Consider the following 15890-nt stretch of genomic DNA (forward strand, 5'->3'; position numbering starts at 1 on the left):
GGAGTGCGGGAGCGCGCCGGGAGCGCGGCCGCCGACCCACGACGACGCATTTAGGGTCGCCGACGCCCCCCTGTCGGACATGCGAATCGAGAACAGCTTCATCCCCGTCCGCGGCGTGGGCGAGCGGACGGAGCGGAACCTCTGGCGGGCCGGGTCGACCCACTGGGACGAGTTCGACGCCTCGCTCGTCGGCGCGAAGACGGGCGACCGAATCGAGACGTTCATCGCCGACGCCGCCGCCCACCTCGACGACGGCGACTCGCGGTTCTTCGACGACTGCTTCCCCTCGGGCGAGCGCTGGCGACTGTACGAGAACTTCCGCGACGAGACGTGCTTTTTCGACATCGAGACGACCGGTCTCTCGCCCGAGCGCGACTCGGTGACGACCGTCTCGTTCCATCAGGACGGCGAGACCACGACGCTCGTCAGCGGCGAGGATCTGACCGCCGCCGCCCTCCGCGAGCAGTTCGTCGACGCGAAACTCATCGCGACGTTCAACGGCGCGCGCTTCGACGTGCCGTTCCTCGAAACCTCGTTCGACGTCTCCATCGACGTTCCGCACGTCGATTTGATGTACCCGTGCCGGACGCTCGACCTCACCGGCGGGCTGAAACAAATCGAGAAGGACGTCGGTATCGACCGCGACCGCCCCGACATCTCCGGGCGCGACGCCGTCCGACTCTGGCGGGAGTACGAGCGCGGCGACCGGTCGTCGCTCGATACGCTCGTCTCGTACAACCGCGAGGACGCGGTCAACCTCGAACGCCTCATGGAGACCGTCACCGGACGCCTCCACGACCGCGCCTGCGAGGGACTCGACGCCGAACTCGGCTGAGTCGGGCGTCGCCTGATTCGCTCGCGCCCGCGGCCGGACGACAGCCGACCCGAGCGAACGTGACGGAACCCCGCGCTTTTTTCATCCCCCGAAGCGACGCGCCGCACATGACCGACGACCCCGACGCCGACCCCGAGGCGGACGACACCGCCGATTCGACCTCGACAGCCGACGCGGCCGAGGCGACTGAGCCGACCGACGGCGACGAGCCAGTCGATGCCGATGCGGCCGTCGAGGCGGCGGACGGCGGTACAGACGAGCGCGACGACGGCAACGGCAACGGCGACGAGACCGTCCCGCACGTCGAACTCGACCTCTACGAACTCTCCGTCCGCGTCAGCGGGCAGTCCAGCGACGAGCTCGACGACGTGGAGGCGTCGGCGACCCGCCTCATGGACTACCTCGTCGACCACGCCAAAGAGCTGGAAGACCAGCCCGACACCCGCGGGCTCAGCTAACGCCGGCGCTCGCGTCGCCTCCGGTTTTGGCAAACCTAAACGCTCAAGAGCGGCCGTCGACAACCCCGCCCAATGACCGAGTTCACCTTCGACGACCTCGCGGTCGTGATGGGGACGTACAACGAAGAGCAGGCTATCGGGGCCGTCCTGGCCGACATCGACCGGATTACCGACGGGCGCGCCGAGGTCGTCTGCGTGGACGGCTCGGACGACCGGACGCCCGAAATCGCCCGGAAGATGGGCGCGCGCGTCATCGAACAGGAGCCGCAGGGGTACGGCGTCGCGGTCGAGGCCGCGGTGCTCGCGTCCGACCGGCCGGTCGTCGTCACCACGGACTGCGACGACACCTATCCGATGGAGTATCTCCCGGAATTCCTCGACCTCATCAACGACGGCTACGACGTGGTCTCCGGCGACCGAATCACGACGGGCGCGGAGACGATGCCCCGACTCAACCGCGCGGGCAACGTCGCGTTCGCCCGCCTCGCCAGCTTTCTCATGGGCGCGACCGTCCACGACACGACCACCGGCATGCGGGCGTACCGCCGCGAACTCCTCCACGATATCGAGTGGACCGAGAACACGGGGCTGTCCGCCGAACTCCTCATCCGCCCCGCGATGCGCGGCTACAACATCGCCGAAGTTCCCATCCCCTACCGCGAGCGCGCGGGCGAGACGAAACTCGACCCCTTCGCCGGCGGCGCGGCCATCGGGAAATCCATCGTCAAAGTCTGTCTGGAAGAACGGCTTCGGTTCTGAGTTCGCGCTTGGAGCGCGTGATTCGAGAGCGATACGCGGAGAAACGGAGTTTTGGGCGGCGGTTACGACGAGTTCAGGATGTCGCGGACGCGCCGGGGTTCGCCGGAGAGAGCGGGTTCCTTCTCGACGATTTTCAGCACCTCGTGGTCGGTCACGTCGGGGTAGGACTTCCCGATGGCCTCCTCGATGAGGGCCTTTTCGAGGCGGAACTCCGTTCCCTCGTAGACCACGTCTACGCCGTCGTCGTCGAAAGAGAGAATCGTCATACCTCTCGTTGTATCCCGCGCGTAGTTAAATACGCGTCGTCGGCGCGAAACCGGCCGCCTCCGTCGCGTCTGACGCTCGTCTTGCGGACGGTTTATTACGGCACGGGTGTTGGTTCGGAGCGTGTCACTGGGTACGGACCCGCTCGATGCGCTCGAAATCCCCGACGGGACGACGGTCGAGGAACACGACCTCGTCACCGACGGCGACGTCGTCGTCGGCGGGCAGAGCACCGTCGAGTTCGGCGTCCGCGGACGGAACGTCTTCGCGGGCGAGCGCGTCACCTTCGGCGGCGACATCGAGGCCGAAGCCGACTGCCGACTCGACATGCTCGACGACGTGGCCGGCAACGTCCTCGTCGGCAACGACGCCTACCTCGGCGAGCGCGTCCACATCGCCGGCCGCCTGATGGTCTCGGGCGACCTCGACATCGGCGACGACGTCGACATCGAAGAGGGGTTCGAGGCAAACGGCTGGATCGTCATCCGCAACCCGATTCCGACGCTCGTGTTCTACTTCATCGTCCTCTCGCAGCTCCTTCGGCTCGGCGAGGACGAGGCGGCCGACGAACTCGCAGAAACCCTCTCCGGCGAGTCGCCGCACGACCCGCTCGTGATTCCCCGGAACGCCACCGTCTCCGACGACGCGTGGCGCGTCTCGACGCCCGCGCACGTCGGCTCCAACTGCCGAATCCACGGCAACATCCGCGCGAAGTCCATCGACCTCGCCGAGGACGACAACGTCTTCGGGAGCCTCCGCGCCCGCGACGATATCGTCGTCGGGAGCGGGACGCGCATCCACGGCGACGTGACCACGCGAAACGGCGAGGTCCGAATCCACGAGGACGCGCGCGTTCTCGGCGACGTGTCCTGTAACGACCTCGTGCTCGAAGCCGGCGCGCACGTCGACGGCACGATGCGCGCCCGCGGCGAGATGCGCATCCACCGCGACAACCTCCCCCGCGAGGCCGAGTAGTCGGCGTCGGAACCGACCGAGCGACTGCGGCCACCCGTGCGCCGCGATAGCAACAGTCGCCGTTTGTGCCTACCCAACGATTATTCGTTCACGTCGAGAGTGTCGTCTATGGACAATCGACTGAAACTTCTCTCGGTCGCCCTCCTCGTCGTCCTCGCCGGGTGTACCGGCGGCGCGGCGGACGGCGGTGCGGGCGGGTCGGAGAGCGTGTCTCTCGCCGCCGACGCGGGCGGTTCCACCGAGGCCGAACAGACGGGCGGCGACGACCTCCCGCAGGCCCAGCGGCGGGCGGTCATCAGGAACGGCCAGATAGAACTGACCGTCGACGAGTTCAACGAGTCGCGCGACGCGGTCGAATCGACCGCCGAATCCTACGGCGGCTACGTCAGCGACTCCAACGAGTACGTCAATCGCCGGAGCGGCGGGACCTATCGCTCGGGTCAGCTCGTCGTTCGCGTCCCCTCAGAGGACTTCTCGGCGTTCATGACCGACATGAAGGACCTCGGCGAGGTCGAGCGCGTCGAGACGAACTCGGAGGACGTGACCGACCAACTGGTCGATATCGAAGCGCGGTTGAGCAACCTCCGCGCCCAGCGCGACCGCCTCCGCGACCTCTACGAGTCGGCCAACACGACCGAGGACGTGCTCGCGGTCGAAGAGCGCCTGACCGAAGTCCAGACCGAAATCGAGCGGCTCGAAGCCCAGAAGCAGTCGCTCGAAGACCGGGTCGCCCTCTCGACTGTCCGCGTCTCGCTGTCGGAGCGACCGCCCGGCCCGGCGCAGTGGTACGACACGCCGGTCTTACAGGCGTTCTCCGAGTCGGTCAACGGCGCGTTCGTCGCCCTTCGGGCGCTCGTCGTCGCCGTCGCCTACGCGGCTCCGTACCTCGTCGTCTTCGGCGGCCTCCTCGCGATTCTCGGGAGCGGGGTGGTACTCGCCGGCCGCGCCGCCTTCAGGCGACTGACGGACTGACTGCGCGCCGGTCTCTCTTTCGTCGCTCGCCGTCGCTCGCGCTTCCTCGCACGCGAGCGTTTTTCCGCGTCCGCGACCATCGTCGAGCCATGCTCTCTCTCGCGTTAGCCGGCAAGCCGAACGCCGGCAAATCGACGTTCTACACGGCCTCGACGCTCGCCGAGGTCGACGTGGCGAACTACCCCTTCACGACCATCGACGCGAACCGCGGCGTCACGCACGCTCGCACCCGCTGTCCCTGTTTCGACCGCGACGAGCGCTGCGGCAACTGCGAGGACGGCATCCGCTACGTCGCCGTCGAACTCGTCGACGTGGCCGGCCTCGTTCCCGGCGCGCACGAGGGTCGCGGCCTCGGCAACCAGTTCCTCGACGAACTGACGAACGCCGACGCCATCGTCAACGTGGTCGACGCCTCCGGCGGGACGAACGCCGAGGGCGAACCCGTCGAGGTGGGGAGCTTCGACCCCGTCGAGGAGGTCGACTTCATCGAGGAGGAACTCGAACAGTGGCTCGCGGGCATCGTCCACAAGAACTGGGAGTCCGTGGTCCGCAAGTCGCGGTCGCCCGACTTCGACATGGATGACGCCCTCGCCGACCTCCTGACGGGCGTCGGCGCGAGCGAGTTCGACATCGCCGCCGTCCTGCGGGACCTCGACTACTCGCCGAACCCAAGGGAGTGGGACGACGCTGACCGCGTCGAACTCGCCCGCGCGATTCGCCAGCGGACCAAGCCAATCGTCCTCGTCGCCAACAAGGTGGATATCGCGCCCCCGGAAAACCTCGAACGACTCGCCGAGACCGGAAAGCCCGTCATCGCCGCCACGGCGGATGGCGAACTCGCGCTCCGGCGGGCCCGCGAGGCGGGCATCATCGACTATCACCCCGGCGACGACGACTTCGAACTCGTCGGCGACGTGAGCGACGCCCAGCGGAAGGGCCTCGAACGAATCCGCGACCTGATGGGCGAACACGGCGGCACCGGGACGCAGGAGGCCATCGACACCGCGGTCTACGACGTGCTCGACCGCATCACGGTCTACCCCGTCCAGAACGAGTCGAAGTGGACCGACGGCACGGGCAACGTCCTCCCCGACGCCTTCCTCCTCCCGCGGGGGTCGACGCCGCGGGACCTCGCGTACGCGGTCCACTCCGACATCGGCGACGGCTACCTCCACGCGGTCGACGCGCGAGCGAAACGCCGCATCGCCGAAGATCACGAACTCGAAGAGGGCGACGTCATCAAAATCGTCTCGACGGCGAAGTAACTGTCAGCGGTTCGTCTTTTCTGCCGGATTTCGTTGTTTGTCCTCGGTCAGTACTTCGTCTGCCACGCCACACGTAAATCAAATTTCGCTATACAGAATTGGATATCCCACGTCACCGATAGTCGACCGAACACAGAATGCGGAGTCGCACCACCAGTTCGACTGTCGCGCGGCTCACGCGTCGAGATTCACGGCGGAAAACAGGATTCGTCCCGGCGGCTCAGAGGTCCTTTGCGACGCGAAGTTCCGTGTCGGTCACCGTCTCGACCGACTCGGCCGGGACCTCGATGTCGTCGCCGTCGGCGTCGCCGAAGCCGAGGCCCTGCAGGACCGCCTCGGCGAGGTCCGGGTCGGGTTCGACGTACGCGACTTGGGCGTCCGCGTCGACTTCGGTCACGATTCCGATCTGTTCGGCCTCCTCGTCCATGAGGAACTTCCCTTCGTCGGCGGTCGAGAGTACTGACATTCGACCAATCGTTATGCCGGGGTGACATAATATCCTGTGGCCGGCACGAACGCTGATACGCCCTGCCCGCGTACGGGATGCATGACAATCGGTTCACAGGTTTCCGAGGCCGACGCCCGCCGGCTCCCGCTGCCCGAGACGCGGGTGTTGCTCGGCGTCGGGCTGGCGATTGCCCTCGTCGCCGGACTCGTCTTCCGCGTCGTCGGCCAACTCGTGTTGGTCCCCTCTCGCCCGCTGGTCACGGCCGTCGTGTTCGCGCTGACGGTCCCCGTGATGTGGGCGCTCGCGGTCGGGGTCTTCCGGTGGCGCGGGCTGTCCGGCGGCGCGCGGCGGGAGGCCGCGGTGTTGCTCGTCGTTCCCGGCATGCTCGTCGACGCGGTCTCGACGGCGCTGTTCTCGGTCGTCTACCCGAACATGGGCCTCGAATCCGCGGGGCTCTTCGGCGGGCTGTTGCTCTTGGCGTACGCGACGGTGCTCGTGGCCGGATTCGTCAGTCGATGAAACGTTTCAGCCTGGGACCGTATTACTCGAAATAGTATGATATTTTTAATTTAATACCAAATCTATTTTTCTATTGTTGTGAATACAATTCTGCATCGAATCTTCACTTAGTGACGTAGTATTCGCTTTGGCCTACCAGACCGAATCCTATGTGGTTATTAAACCATAGTTGGTGTATTAATATAAATTAAAAAGAAAAACTACAGGTGCCGATCCAGATCGAACGTTTTCGACGTCAACGTGTGTTCGTGTGTTGCATTTACGAATGTTTCAATCTCAACAGTCCCGGACTCATATTCATCTACTTGGAACCGGAAATTATTCATGGCGAAATTCACAGCCTTGTGCTTGTCAGTATTATCACTGAACGTAACTTGGTTCTCTTCCTCTTCGACGAACATATCCGAAGTTCGGGCAACAGTATACAGGAAGGCACTACCAGAGTAAGCAGGGTAAAGCAATGTTCCACCTGCCACAATGACATCAGCTAGTGCAAGAAAGGCCTCTTCTTTATCATCTTCAGCAGAGGCGTCCCCGTCTGGGTCGCTTATTCCACTTTGAGTATTGTTAGAGTCAAGGGGTTGAGGATCACCAGTGACACTATCACTAGCGTTCCATCTGATACCGTAACTCCAAATATTTGGCTTATTTTCCATGTGCTCGTATTTCTTACGTGCTTCAACCGACGATGCAATATCAAAATGGTAATATACGCAGTTATCGCAGTCGTCTGAATCGGTATTCTTGGCACCAATTGAGGTTTTTATCTGAGCTTGATACCGGTCGCCGTCGGGGTTATGATTCATTCCGTTGGCTTCATCCCATGTCTCTGAATCGTCCCAACAGTCCCAATAGCTTTCTCCATTATCTGGTTCGGGACAACCATTTTCCGCGGCTGCAGAACCGGAAATACCCGCAATAGAGCCACTAGTCGCCAAAGCGGCCCCCGTGGTTCGAAGGATTGAGCGTCGGTTAACAACCAGACCATTCCGTGTCTTGCTATTGTCTTCTTCTGTCATCATATAATGCATTCCGAGTGACATATTAAAAAGATTCTGGCGATAATTAGAGTGAATTCACGATTAAATAGTTTGTATAGCAACATGACTTAGTGGCCGGAAAACAACCTAGTTAGCCGGTTTGAGAACCGTCCGGGTCATTGAGTGGGTTTGAGTGGTGCTCGAAGATTTGCTCAGCGAGTGCTTTGCGACGGATCTCGAAGACTAGACCGTACCTGACGAGAACACCTCTCTTCTCACTAACGTCAGGGACATAGCGAAGTGTGCTAATAGCAAACTGACAATCCCGTACGATTCTGCGGCAAGTCGAGAGTCATTTCACAACTGTTGTGTATTTGACTATCCAATTGGAACAAACATGATGACAGAAATTAAATAATGAGCGATATCTAAAATCGAAACAAAATCAGATAACTGTGCCTCGGTTTAGGTATTATATGACCGCCTCGTACGCTTCGCCCATGATTTCGATGGCCTCGCGGAGCGACTCGGTGTCGGTCGCGTACGACAGGCGGGCGTAGCCGCGGCCGTGCTCGCCGAACGCCTCGCCGGGCACGATAATCACGCCGCGGTCGATGCACTCGTCGACGAAGCCCTCGGGGACCTCGGGCATGACGTAGAACGCGCCGCCCGGCGACGGGACGGTGAGGCCGATGTCCTCCAGCCCCTCGACGACGAGGTCGCGGCGCTCGCGGAACGTCTCGGTCATCTCCTCGATGCGGTCCTGCGGGCCGCTGAGCGCGGCCTCGGCGGCGAACTGCGCCGGTGCGGAGGCGCACGCCTGCACGTACTGATGGACGCGGAGCATGCGTTCGACTCGGCGGGTGGAGCCGTACACCCAGCCGAGTCGCCAGCCGGTCATCGAAAACAGCTTCGAGGCCGAGTTGACGACGACGACGTTGTCGGTCTCGGCGAACTCGATGGGCGAGCGGTGTTCGCCCTCGAAGACGGTGTACTCGTACACCTCGTCGGAGATGCAGAGCACGTCGTGTTCGTCGGCGATGCGGGCGAACTCGGCGATGTCGTCGGGCGGCGAGACCGCGCCCGTCGGGTTGCCGGGGCTGTTGACGACGAACGCCGCGGTGTCGTCGGTGATGGCGTCTTCGACCGCCTCGGGGTCGAGCGTCAGGTCGTCGCGGAGGGGGACCGGAACCGGGTCGCCCCCGGCGAGTTTGGTGAGCGCGTCGTAGGAGACGAAGCCGGGGTCGGGGATGATGACCTCGTCGCCCTCGTTCACGTGCGCCTCGATAGCGATGTGGAGTGCTTCGCTCCCCCCGGCCGTGGCGATGACGTCGTCTGGGTCGAGGTCGACGCCCTGGTCCCGGCGGTGCTTCTCGGCGATGGCCTCGCGCAGGTTCGGGAGGCCCTTGTTCCCGGTGTAGCCGTCGGCCTCGCCGGCCTCGATGGCTTCGACGGCCGCCCGTCGCGCGTGGTCCGGGGCCGGGAAGTCGGGCTGACCCAGCCCGAGGTTGATAGCGTCTTCGCCAGCCGCCTCGAACACCTTGCGAATGCCGCTGATGGAGATGCGCTCCACCCGGTCGGAGAAGTGCGTCATATCCTATCCGGTGTCGCCGTTCGGGATAGTTCTTCCCACGCACGGTCGCCGCTGACCCATCGAATCAGTGACGTGACCGGGGGCATTTGTCGGAAGCTGCTGCCGCTATCTGGGAGACGTAAGTCTCGGAAAAAACGCGTTTCTAACCCGAAATACGGCCGTAATGGGGACTTCAACGACTCTTCGAGTGTCATCTACCGCGTCTATCGTTACCGGGTGCGCGCCCGGAATAAGGCGCTGATTCGTAACGAGGACAATGACAGAGGCACCACGTTCGACGTCGATCAGCCGTAGACGTTTCCTGCAGGGGTCCGGACTCGCGGCGACCGCCGGCCTCGCGGGTTGTCTCGGCGGGTCCGGCGGGAGCGGGCTGGACGAACTCAACGTCGCCTACATGCCCATCTACCCGGACATGCAGTACTTCGTGATGGAAGAAGAGGGGCTGTTCGACGAGCTTTCGGTCCCTGTGGCGGGCAAGAAGTTCTCCGACGGTCCGAGCATCGTGCAGGCGTCGGCGACGGGCGACTTCGACGTGATGATGTTCGGCATCGTCCCGGCGATGATTGTCATGGACAAGGGCATCCCCGCGAAGATAACCGCGGCGAACATCAAGAACGCGATGGAGATTCTCGCCACCGACGAGTTCGCCGCGCTGTGGGAGGAACACGGCAAAGACGCCTTCGCCGAGTTCGAGGCGCAGAAGGGACGTAAGTTCACGTTCGGCACCTTCCCGCCGGGGTCGGTCCCGGACATCCTGCTCCGCTACTGGATTCAGAACACGCTCGGCCTCGACCCCGAGGAGGACGTGAACGTCAAGGGCCTCGGCGGCGCGGCCGCGGTCCAGCAGGCGCTCCTCTCGAACAACGTCGACGGCACGAGCATCATGGAACCCGTGCCGACGGTCATCGAGGCCAACGACGCGCCGTTCCAGCCCATCGCGTGGGCGGGTGACTTCATGCCCGGCCAGCCCGCGGCGGTCACGCTCATGCACGACCGCCTCCGGCAGGACAACCGCGACCTCGCCACGGAGTTCGTCGAACTCCACCGGCAGGCGACGAACTTCGTCGCCGACAACCCCGACAGCGCCGCCCAGCACGCGAGCTCGGTCATCGGCGAGAGCGCGCTCCCGGTCGAGACCGCCCGCGCGGCGCTCGACTCGCCCGCGTCCGACTTCATCACCGACCCCCACGACATCGAAGGCGGGGCCGAAATCTTCGCCGACTACGCCCAGACGCTCGGGAAGACCGAAGCGCAGTTGAGCATCGACGAGATGTTCGACTACGGTATCTACGACTCGCTATGAGCAACGACGAAGTCGGCGCGGGCGTCACCCTCTCGGAGACCGAGGCGGACGAGCGACTGCTCGACCGACTCGCGGGGTTCTCCTCGGAACAGACGGGGCTCGCGGTCGCCGGCTTCGTCGGCTTCCTCGCCGTCTGGTACGTCGCCGCACTGTTCCAACCGACGTATCTCCTCCCGTCGCCCGTCGAGGTGCTCGCGGCGTTCGTCGTCGAGCTCACCGCGCCGGCCTCGCTGTCGATTCCATTCACCGGCGTGGAACTCCCGGCGACTCGACTGCTGGTCAAACTGATTCAGAGCCTCTACCACTACGTGCCGGGACTGCTCATCGGGACGTCGCTCGGCGTCTTCGCGGGCGTCGCCATGGGCTGGAACACCCGCGTCGACAGCGTCTTCACGCCCGTCACGCGCCTCCTCCGCCCGATTCCGCCGCTGGCGTGGATCGGCTTCGCCGTCATCTGGCTCGGCGTCAACCACCAGGGCGCGACGTTCATCGTCGCCATCGGCTCGTTTTGGATTAACTTCTACAGTGCCTACGGCGGCGTCGAAGGCGTCTCGGAGGACCTCAAGGAGGTCGCCGCGACCCTCGGCGTCGACGACGACTGGACGATGATTCGGAAGGTCGTCATCCCGGCGGCCAGCCCCTCCATCATGACCGGCATCCGGACGAGCATCGGCCAGTGTTGGATGATTGTCGTCGCGGCCGAACTCATCGTCGGCGTCGGCGTCGGCTACGAGATTCTCAACACGGCGCAGAACCTCGCCATGGACGTGTCGGTCGCCTACATGCTCGTCATCAGCATCGTCTTCCTCGTGAGCGACGGCCTGTTCCGCCGGGTCGAACGGCGGGTGCTGGAGTGGAGAGCATGAGCGGCGACGCGAACGCGGATACGGATGCGTCCGCGAACACGACCGCGGCCGACCCCGACGAGACCGCGACGGTCCGCGTCGACTCGCTCGGCAAAACCTACGCGTCCGACCGGCGGACGGTCGAAGCCCTCTCCGGCGTGGAGTTCGCCGTCGAGGACGGCGAGTTCGTCTGTATCGTCGGCCCCTCGGGCTGTGGCAAGACGACGCTGTTCCGCATCATCGCCGGCCTCGAAGCCGCCACGTCGGGCGCGGTCACCCTCGACGGCTCGCCCGTCACCGGTCCCGGAACCGACCGCGGGATGGTGTTCCAGGAGTACGGGCTGTTCCCGTGGCGGACCGTCGCCGAGAACGTCGCCTTCGGCCTCGAAGAACAGGGCGTCGAGGAGCCCGAACGCTCGGAACGCGTGACCGAGATGCTCGAACTCGTCGGCCTCGACGGCTTCGCCGACGCCTACCCGAAAGAGCTGTCCGGCGGGATGAAACAGCGCGTCGGCATCGCCCGCGCGCTCGCGGTCGACCCCGAACTCCTCCTCATGGACGAGCCGTTCGGCGCGGTCGACGCCCAGACCCGCGACATGCTCCACGGCGAACTGCTCGACATCTGGACGGAGACGGACAAGACGGTGCTGTTCGTCACCCACGACGTGGAAGAGGCGGTCACGCTCGCCGACCGCGTGGTCGTCATGGCCGCCAATCCGGGCCGCGTCCGCGAAATCGTCTCGGTCGATATCGACCGCCCGCGCGAGCGGACCGAAAGCGAGTTCGCGGAATACGTCGAGCGGATTCGCGGGCTCATCGGGGAGTAGCTCTGCTCCGCTCTCGGTTCTCGCGTCTCTCCTCGCTCGCCTCTCGTACCTACTCCCGCGCCTCTCGCAACTCGTCGATGTGCGCGTCGATGACCGACAGCGTCGCGTCGGCGTCGACGTAGCCCTTATCGTACTCCTTTATCGCGCTGTTGTAGTCGCTGAGGAACTGTGCGACCGCGTCGTCGAGGTCGTCGCTCATACACGTCCGTAGCCCCGCCATCGGATTTGAACCTTCGGCCCGAGGTCGGCGAGGGCGGGACCCTCGTGGCACCGCCCCGACCTCCCCGGCCGTCCACAGCGAGGACCGTCGATTTATCACCACGCCCCGCCAACGCGCCGGTAGTGACGACCCTCCGCTTCGAGGACGGCACCGTCCACGTCGACACTGGCGGCGACGGCTCCGAGGGCGACGCCGACGTTCGGGCCGCCCTCGCCGACGTTCCGAGCGTCGAAGCCGACCCCAGAAGCGGCGGCTATCGCGCCCCTGCGATGCTGTACGCCGCGGTTCGGGACGCGCTCGACGCGGCCGGCGTCGACTACGACGACCGAGTCGCGGCCGCGCTCGACTCCCCCCTCTCGCTCTCGACGACCTACGACCTCCGAGAGTACCAGCGGGCCGCCCTCGACGCGTGGCTCGATGCAGACGCAGCGGGCGTCGTGGAACTGCCGACCGGCGCGGGCAAGACGGTGCTCGCGGTCGCCGCGATGGTCGCCCGCTCGGTGCCGACGCTCGTCGTCGTGCCGACCATCGATTTACAGGACCAGTGGATACGCGAACTCGAAACCGAGTTTGACGTGGCGGTCGGCCGGTTCGGCGGCGGCGAACAGACGCAGGAGGCCATCACGGTCTCGACGTACGACTCGGCGTACCTCCGCGCCGACGGCGTGGGCGGCGACTTCGGCCTCGTCGTCTTCGACGAAGTGCACCACCTCGGCGGCGAGGGGTATCAGGACATCCCGCGGTTTCTCGCCGCGCCCGCTCGCCTCGGTCTGACGGCGACGTTCGAGCGCCCCGACGGCGCACACGAGCGCGTCGAGGAACTCGTCGGCCCGCGGGTGTACCGCCTCGACGTGGACGACTTGGCGGGCGACCACCTCGCGGACTACGAGGTCCGCCGCATCGAGGTGGAGCTCACGGCCGACGAGCGCGAGACGTACGACGAGGCACAGGAGACGTTCGTGAACTACCTGCGCACCTCGGGGCTGTCGATGCAGTCGGGGAGCGACTACCAGAAGCTCGTGATGCGGTCGGGCAACGACCCGCGAGCGCGGCAGGCACTGCTCGCCAAGCAGCGCGCCCGCGACGTGATGATGAACTCCGAGGCGAAGGTGGACAAACTGGCCCGGTTGCTCGCGCGGCACCGCGAGGACCGCGTCATCGTCTTCACCGCCTCGACCGACCTCGTCTACCGCATCTCGCGGCGCTTCCTCGTCCCGCCGATAACGAACGAGACCGGCACGAGCGAGCGGCGCGAAATCCTCGACCGCTTCCGCGACGGCACCTACGACACCGTCGTCGCGGCCAACGTGCTCGACGAGGGCGTGGACGTGCCCGACGCCAACGTCGGCATCCTGCTTTCTGGGTCGGGGTCGGAACGCGAGTTCACCCAGCGGCTCGGCCGCATCCTCCGGCCGAAGGCCGACGGCGCGACCGCGACGCTCTACGAACTCGTGAGCGTCGAGACGGCGGAAGAACGGGTCGCCGCTCGGCGTCGCTGACGCGAGTCGGTTCCGTCGAAAACGCGGTCGTCTTCGGATTCAGACCAGCGAAACGTTCAGGTCGCCGTCTTCTCTGAAGGCGTCGTAGCCGAACTCGAACTCGACTGCGAAGTCGGCAGTTCCGCCGGCCGGGACGGCGAGTTCCTGCGACCGCGTCGAACGCTCGCCGCCGACGGTGACTCGGACTTCGACCGTGGTGAGTCGCTCGGCCCCGCCGTCGTTGAGGACCGACCCGAACACCCGGAGGCGGCCGTCGTCGGTCGCCTCGTAGTCGATATCTTCGATGCGGACCGGGGAGACCGCCGGCGTGTCTCGGGGGTCGCCCGCCGGTGCCTCGGGCGGGTTTCGCGGCCCCGTCGCGCCCGGTAGCGAGCCGAGACAGCCCGACGACAGGCCGACCGCGACCAGTCCGAGGAGGCGTCGTCGCTCCATACGGTGGCGTCCGCCGCGGGCGCAATGAACCTTGTCGTCCGTGTCGTCGTCAGCCTCTCAGTCGCGCCGTCGCTCGACCTACGCCCCCGCTGTCGGCACGCCGTCGCTCGCCCCTCCGCATCGCCCGAGTCGCTTTTGTCCCGCCGCCCCCTCGTGGCGAGCGTGCTGACGAAGGACCTGCTTCGCGTGTCGCGGGCGGGCGGCGGCTACCACCCGCAGTTCGCCGACCGGGGCGACCGCCCGCTGGCCGCGAAGGCAATCGGCGTCTTCCGGCGACACGTCGGCGACGCCCGGGCCGACCTCGACGACGCCCTCGCCGACCTCGAAGCCGAGGCCGACGACTTCAAACTCGCCCGCGGCTTCGCGTCGCTGCTCGACCGCGAGGCGGTGTTCGAGACGGCCGCTCCCCTGCCGCCCGCCCGCGCCCGCCGCGCCGCGTTCGAGGCCGCGATGGCCGTCGGCGGCGTGACGACCGCCGAGGAGCGAGCCGCGGCGCTCGACCGCGCGGCGTCCTCGCTGGGGTCGTCGCCCGAGGCGGTTGACGACTCGCTCACGGCCGACCGCGAGGTCGAACAGGTGCTTTCCGAGTTCGACCCGCGGTGGACGCCCGACGAACTGCTCGCGCAGTACAACCTCTCTCTGGCGCAGACGGCCCTGTTCGACGCGACCGAGGTCCGGGTCCGAAGCTCCGACCCGAAGGCCGTCGTCTCGGCGGTCAAGCGCCTCCGCCTGATGTACGAGGTCCGGAAGACCGATGCCGGCCGCGAGGTCGTCGTCACCGGCCCAGACGCCCTCTTTCAGCGAACCAGACGCTACGGAACCGCCTTCGCCCGCCTGCTCCGGTCGGTCGCAACCGCCGGCGACTGGCGACTCGTGGCGACCATCGACGACCGCGGGACCGACCGGGAGATGACGCTCACGAGCGACGACGTGTCGGTCCCCGGCGTCGAGCCGATGGCCGAACCCGGCTTCGACAGCGGCGTGGAGGCCGACTTCGCCGCCCGCTTCCGCGGCCTCGACCTCGACTGGTCGCTCGTCCGGGAGCCGGAACCGCTCGAAACGGGAACCAGCGTGATGATTCCTGACTTCGCGTTCGACTACGCGCACGCCGACTTCCGCGTCTTCTTCGAGATTATGGGCTTTTGGACGCCCGAGTACGTCGAGAAGAAACTGGGCCAACTCGCCGACGTGGAGGACGTGGAACTCGTCGTCGCCGTGGACGAGTCGCTCGGCGTCGGCGAGGACATCGCCGCCCGCGACCACCGCGCCGTCCCGTACGCCGGCTCCGTGCGCGTGAAGGACGTGGTTGACGTGTTGCGCGACTACGAGTCGGACCTCGTCGCCGACGCGGCCTCGTCGCTTCCCGGTGAACTCGCCCCCGACGCCGACGTGGTGACCTTGTCCGACCTCGCGGCCGCCCGCGGCGTCTCGGTCGACGCGCTCGACGACGTGGTCTTTCCCGAACACGAACTCGTCGGGCGGACGCTGGTCCGGCCGGCCGTCCTCGACGCGCTCGCCGGAGAAATCGAGGCGGGGATGTCGCTGTCGGCGGTCGAGGCCGCCCTCGACGACCGCGGTCTCGACGACGCGAGCGCGGTCCTCTCGCGGCTCGGCTACCGGGTCGAGTGGGAGGGACTGACCGGCGGGACGGTCAGAGAGAAGTAGGAGACGTCGCGTCGGCGGACGACCCCGAAC

General features: G+C 65.8%; 18 protein-coding genes. 12 read left to right on the forward strand and 6 right to left on the reverse strand.

The annotated features are described in order from the left end of the window. Window positions 1–79: 79 nt before the first annotated feature. From NDI65_RS00570 to NDI65_RS00580, 3 genes are all read left to right on the forward strand, one after another. Complete coding sequence (locus tag NDI65_RS00570; protein WP_042666204.1) at window positions 80–835, forward strand: ribonuclease H-like domain-containing protein; 756 nt, start codon at window positions 80–82, stop codon at window positions 833–835. 107 nt (window positions 836–942) lie between these two features. Further along, entirely contained in the window at window positions 943–1293 is a 351-nt protein-coding gene (locus NDI65_RS00575) for a hypothetical protein (RefSeq protein WP_089777715.1), read from the forward strand. A 72-nt stretch (window positions 1294–1365) separates the two neighbouring features. Beyond that, window positions 1366–2052: a dolichyl-phosphate hexose transferase gene (locus NDI65_RS00580; protein WP_089777716.1), complete on the forward strand. Its 687-nt coding sequence runs from the start codon at window positions 1366–1368 to the stop codon at window positions 2050–2052. Between the two features lie 62 nt (window positions 2053–2114). Here the strand turns inward: NDI65_RS00580 and NDI65_RS00585 are convergent, their stop codons facing one another. After that, window positions 2115–2318, reverse strand: a complete 204-nt coding sequence (locus tag NDI65_RS00585) for a DUF5800 family protein (RefSeq protein WP_007274390.1) — start codon at window positions 2316–2318, stop codon at window positions 2115–2117. 121 nt (window positions 2319–2439) lie between these two features. Between NDI65_RS00585 and NDI65_RS00590 the strand changes: the two genes are divergently transcribed. The 3 genes from NDI65_RS00590 (at window position 2440) to NDI65_RS00600 (ending at window position 5528) form a co-directional block, all read left to right on the forward strand. Continuing rightward, the gene (locus NDI65_RS00590) at window positions 2440–3291 is read left to right on the forward strand and encodes a polymer-forming cytoskeletal protein (RefSeq protein ID WP_089777717.1); all 852 of its coding nucleotides are present in this window, start codon (window positions 2440–2442) and stop codon (window positions 3289–3291) included. A gap of 108 nt (window positions 3292–3399) precedes the next feature. Continuing rightward, window positions 3400–4263, forward strand: a complete 864-nt coding sequence (locus tag NDI65_RS00595; protein ID WP_089777718.1) for a DUF4349 domain-containing protein — start codon at window positions 3400–3402, stop codon at window positions 4261–4263. An 89-nt stretch (window positions 4264–4352) separates the two neighbouring features. Continuing rightward, window positions 4353–5528 (forward strand): redox-regulated ATPase YchF, encoded by a 1176-nt coding sequence (locus NDI65_RS00600; protein WP_089777719.1) that lies wholly within the window; start codon window positions 4353–4355, stop codon window positions 5526–5528. Window positions 5529–5748: 220 nt separating this feature from the next. On the opposite strand, the gene NDI65_RS00605 is transcribed toward NDI65_RS00600, so the two are convergent. Then, window positions 5749–5994 (reverse strand): hypothetical protein, encoded by a 246-nt coding sequence (locus NDI65_RS00605; RefSeq protein ID WP_042666210.1) that lies wholly within the window; start codon window positions 5992–5994, stop codon window positions 5749–5751. 81 nt (window positions 5995–6075) lie between these two features. Between NDI65_RS00605 and NDI65_RS00610 the strand changes: the two genes are divergently transcribed. Beyond that, the gene (locus NDI65_RS00610; RefSeq protein WP_089777720.1) at window positions 6076–6495 is read left to right on the forward strand and encodes a DUF5367 family protein; all 420 of its coding nucleotides are present in this window, start codon (window positions 6076–6078) and stop codon (window positions 6493–6495) included. Window positions 6496–6695: 200 nt separating this feature from the next. Here the strand turns inward: NDI65_RS00610 and NDI65_RS00615 are convergent, their stop codons facing one another. After that, on the reverse strand, window positions 6696–7514 hold the full coding sequence (locus NDI65_RS00615; protein WP_139043111.1) for a hypothetical protein: 819 nt from the start codon (window positions 7512–7514) through the stop codon (window positions 6696–6698). Window positions 7515–7947: 433 nt separating this feature from the next. Beyond that, window positions 7948–9069 (reverse strand): pyridoxal phosphate-dependent aminotransferase, encoded by a 1122-nt coding sequence (locus tag NDI65_RS00620; protein ID WP_089777722.1) that lies wholly within the window; start codon window positions 9067–9069, stop codon window positions 7948–7950. Between the two features lie 256 nt (window positions 9070–9325). Here NDI65_RS00620 and NDI65_RS00625 point away from each other — a divergent pair, with 256 nt between their 5' ends. The 3 genes from NDI65_RS00625 to NDI65_RS00635 are packed head-to-tail and all read left to right on the forward strand — an operon-like array spanning window position 9326 to window position 12044. After that, window positions 9326–10372, forward strand: a complete 1047-nt coding sequence (locus NDI65_RS00625) for an ABC transporter substrate-binding protein (protein ID WP_089777723.1) — start codon at window positions 9326–9328, stop codon at window positions 10370–10372. Next, complete coding sequence (locus NDI65_RS00630) at window positions 10369–11238, forward strand: ABC transporter permease (RefSeq protein WP_042666216.1); 870 nt, start codon at window positions 10369–10371, stop codon at window positions 11236–11238. The genes NDI65_RS00625 and NDI65_RS00630 overlap by 4 nt, the downstream gene beginning before the upstream one ends. Further along, complete coding sequence (locus NDI65_RS00635; protein WP_089777724.1) at window positions 11226–12044, forward strand: ABC transporter ATP-binding protein; 819 nt, start codon at window positions 11226–11228, stop codon at window positions 12042–12044. The genes NDI65_RS00630 and NDI65_RS00635 overlap by 13 nt, the downstream gene beginning before the upstream one ends. A 49-nt stretch (window positions 12045–12093) precedes the next feature. Here the strand turns inward: NDI65_RS00635 and NDI65_RS00640 are convergent, their stop codons facing one another. Then, window positions 12094–12243 (reverse strand): hypothetical protein, encoded by a 150-nt coding sequence (locus NDI65_RS00640; protein WP_167344111.1) that lies wholly within the window; start codon window positions 12241–12243, stop codon window positions 12094–12096. A gap of 143 nt (window positions 12244–12386) precedes the next feature. Between NDI65_RS00640 and NDI65_RS00645 the strand changes: the two genes are divergently transcribed. Further along, complete coding sequence (locus tag NDI65_RS00645) at window positions 12387–13763, forward strand: DEAD/DEAH box helicase family protein (RefSeq protein ID WP_089777725.1); 1377 nt, start codon at window positions 12387–12389, stop codon at window positions 13761–13763. 39 nt (window positions 13764–13802) lie between these two features. Here the strand turns inward: NDI65_RS00645 and NDI65_RS00650 are convergent, their stop codons facing one another. Continuing rightward, the gene (locus NDI65_RS00650) at window positions 13803–14195 is read right to left on the reverse strand and encodes a transcriptional initiation protein Tat (RefSeq protein WP_089777726.1); all 393 of its coding nucleotides are present in this window, start codon (window positions 14193–14195) and stop codon (window positions 13803–13805) included. 162 nt (window positions 14196–14357) lie between these two features. Between NDI65_RS00650 and NDI65_RS00655 the strand changes: the two genes are divergently transcribed. Further along, a complete protein-coding gene (locus tag NDI65_RS00655) occupies window positions 14358–15860 on the forward strand; it encodes a DUF790 family protein (RefSeq protein WP_310893449.1) in 1503 nt (500 codons plus the stop codon). Window positions 15861–15890: the final 30 nt, after the last annotated feature.

Source organism: Haloferax sp. S2CR25 (genome assembly GCF_031624535.1).
Lineage (GTDB): Archaea > Halobacteriota > Halobacteria > Halobacteriales > Haloferacaceae > Haloferax > Haloferax massiliensis.

Coding starts and splice junctions, on each gene's coding strand:
- NDI65_RS00585 (WP_007274390.1), bottom strand. CDS start 2,318: ATGACGATTCTCTCTTTCGACGACGACGGCGTAGACGTGGTCTACGAG.
- NDI65_RS00605 (WP_042666210.1), bottom strand. CDS start 5,994: ATGTCAGTACTCTCGACCGCCGACGAAGGGAAGTTCCTCATGGACGAG.
- NDI65_RS00625 (WP_089777723.1), top strand. CDS start 9,326: ATGACAGAGGCACCACGTTCGACGTCGATCAGCCGTAGACGTTTCCTG.
- NDI65_RS00620 (WP_089777722.1), bottom strand. CDS start 9,069: ATGACGCACTTCTCCGACCGGGTGGAGCGCATCTCCATCAGCGGCATT.
- NDI65_RS00630 (WP_042666216.1), top strand. CDS start 10,369: ATGAGCAACGACGAAGTCGGCGCGGGCGTCACCCTCTCGGAGACCGAG.
- NDI65_RS00575 (WP_089777715.1), top strand. CDS start 943: ATGACCGACGACCCCGACGCCGACCCCGAGGCGGACGACACCGCCGAT.
- NDI65_RS00615 (WP_139043111.1), bottom strand. CDS start 7,514: ATGACAGAAGAAGACAATAGCAAGACACGGAATGGTCTGGTTGTTAAC.
- NDI65_RS00640 (WP_167344111.1), bottom strand. CDS start 12,243: ATGAGCGACGACCTCGACGACGCGGTCGCACAGTTCCTCAGCGACTAC.
- NDI65_RS00580 (WP_089777716.1), top strand. CDS start 1,366: ATGACCGAGTTCACCTTCGACGACCTCGCGGTCGTGATGGGGACGTAC.
- NDI65_RS00610 (WP_089777720.1), top strand. CDS start 6,076: ATGACAATCGGTTCACAGGTTTCCGAGGCCGACGCCCGCCGGCTCCCG.
- NDI65_RS00595 (WP_089777718.1), top strand. CDS start 3,400: ATGGACAATCGACTGAAACTTCTCTCGGTCGCCCTCCTCGTCGTCCTC.
- NDI65_RS00570 (WP_042666204.1), top strand. CDS start 80: ATGCGAATCGAGAACAGCTTCATCCCCGTCCGCGGCGTGGGCGAGCGG.
- NDI65_RS00600 (WP_089777719.1), top strand. CDS start 4,353: ATGCTCTCTCTCGCGTTAGCCGGCAAGCCGAACGCCGGCAAATCGACG.
- NDI65_RS00650 (WP_089777726.1), bottom strand. CDS start 14,195: ATGGAGCGACGACGCCTCCTCGGACTGGTCGCGGTCGGCCTGTCGTCG.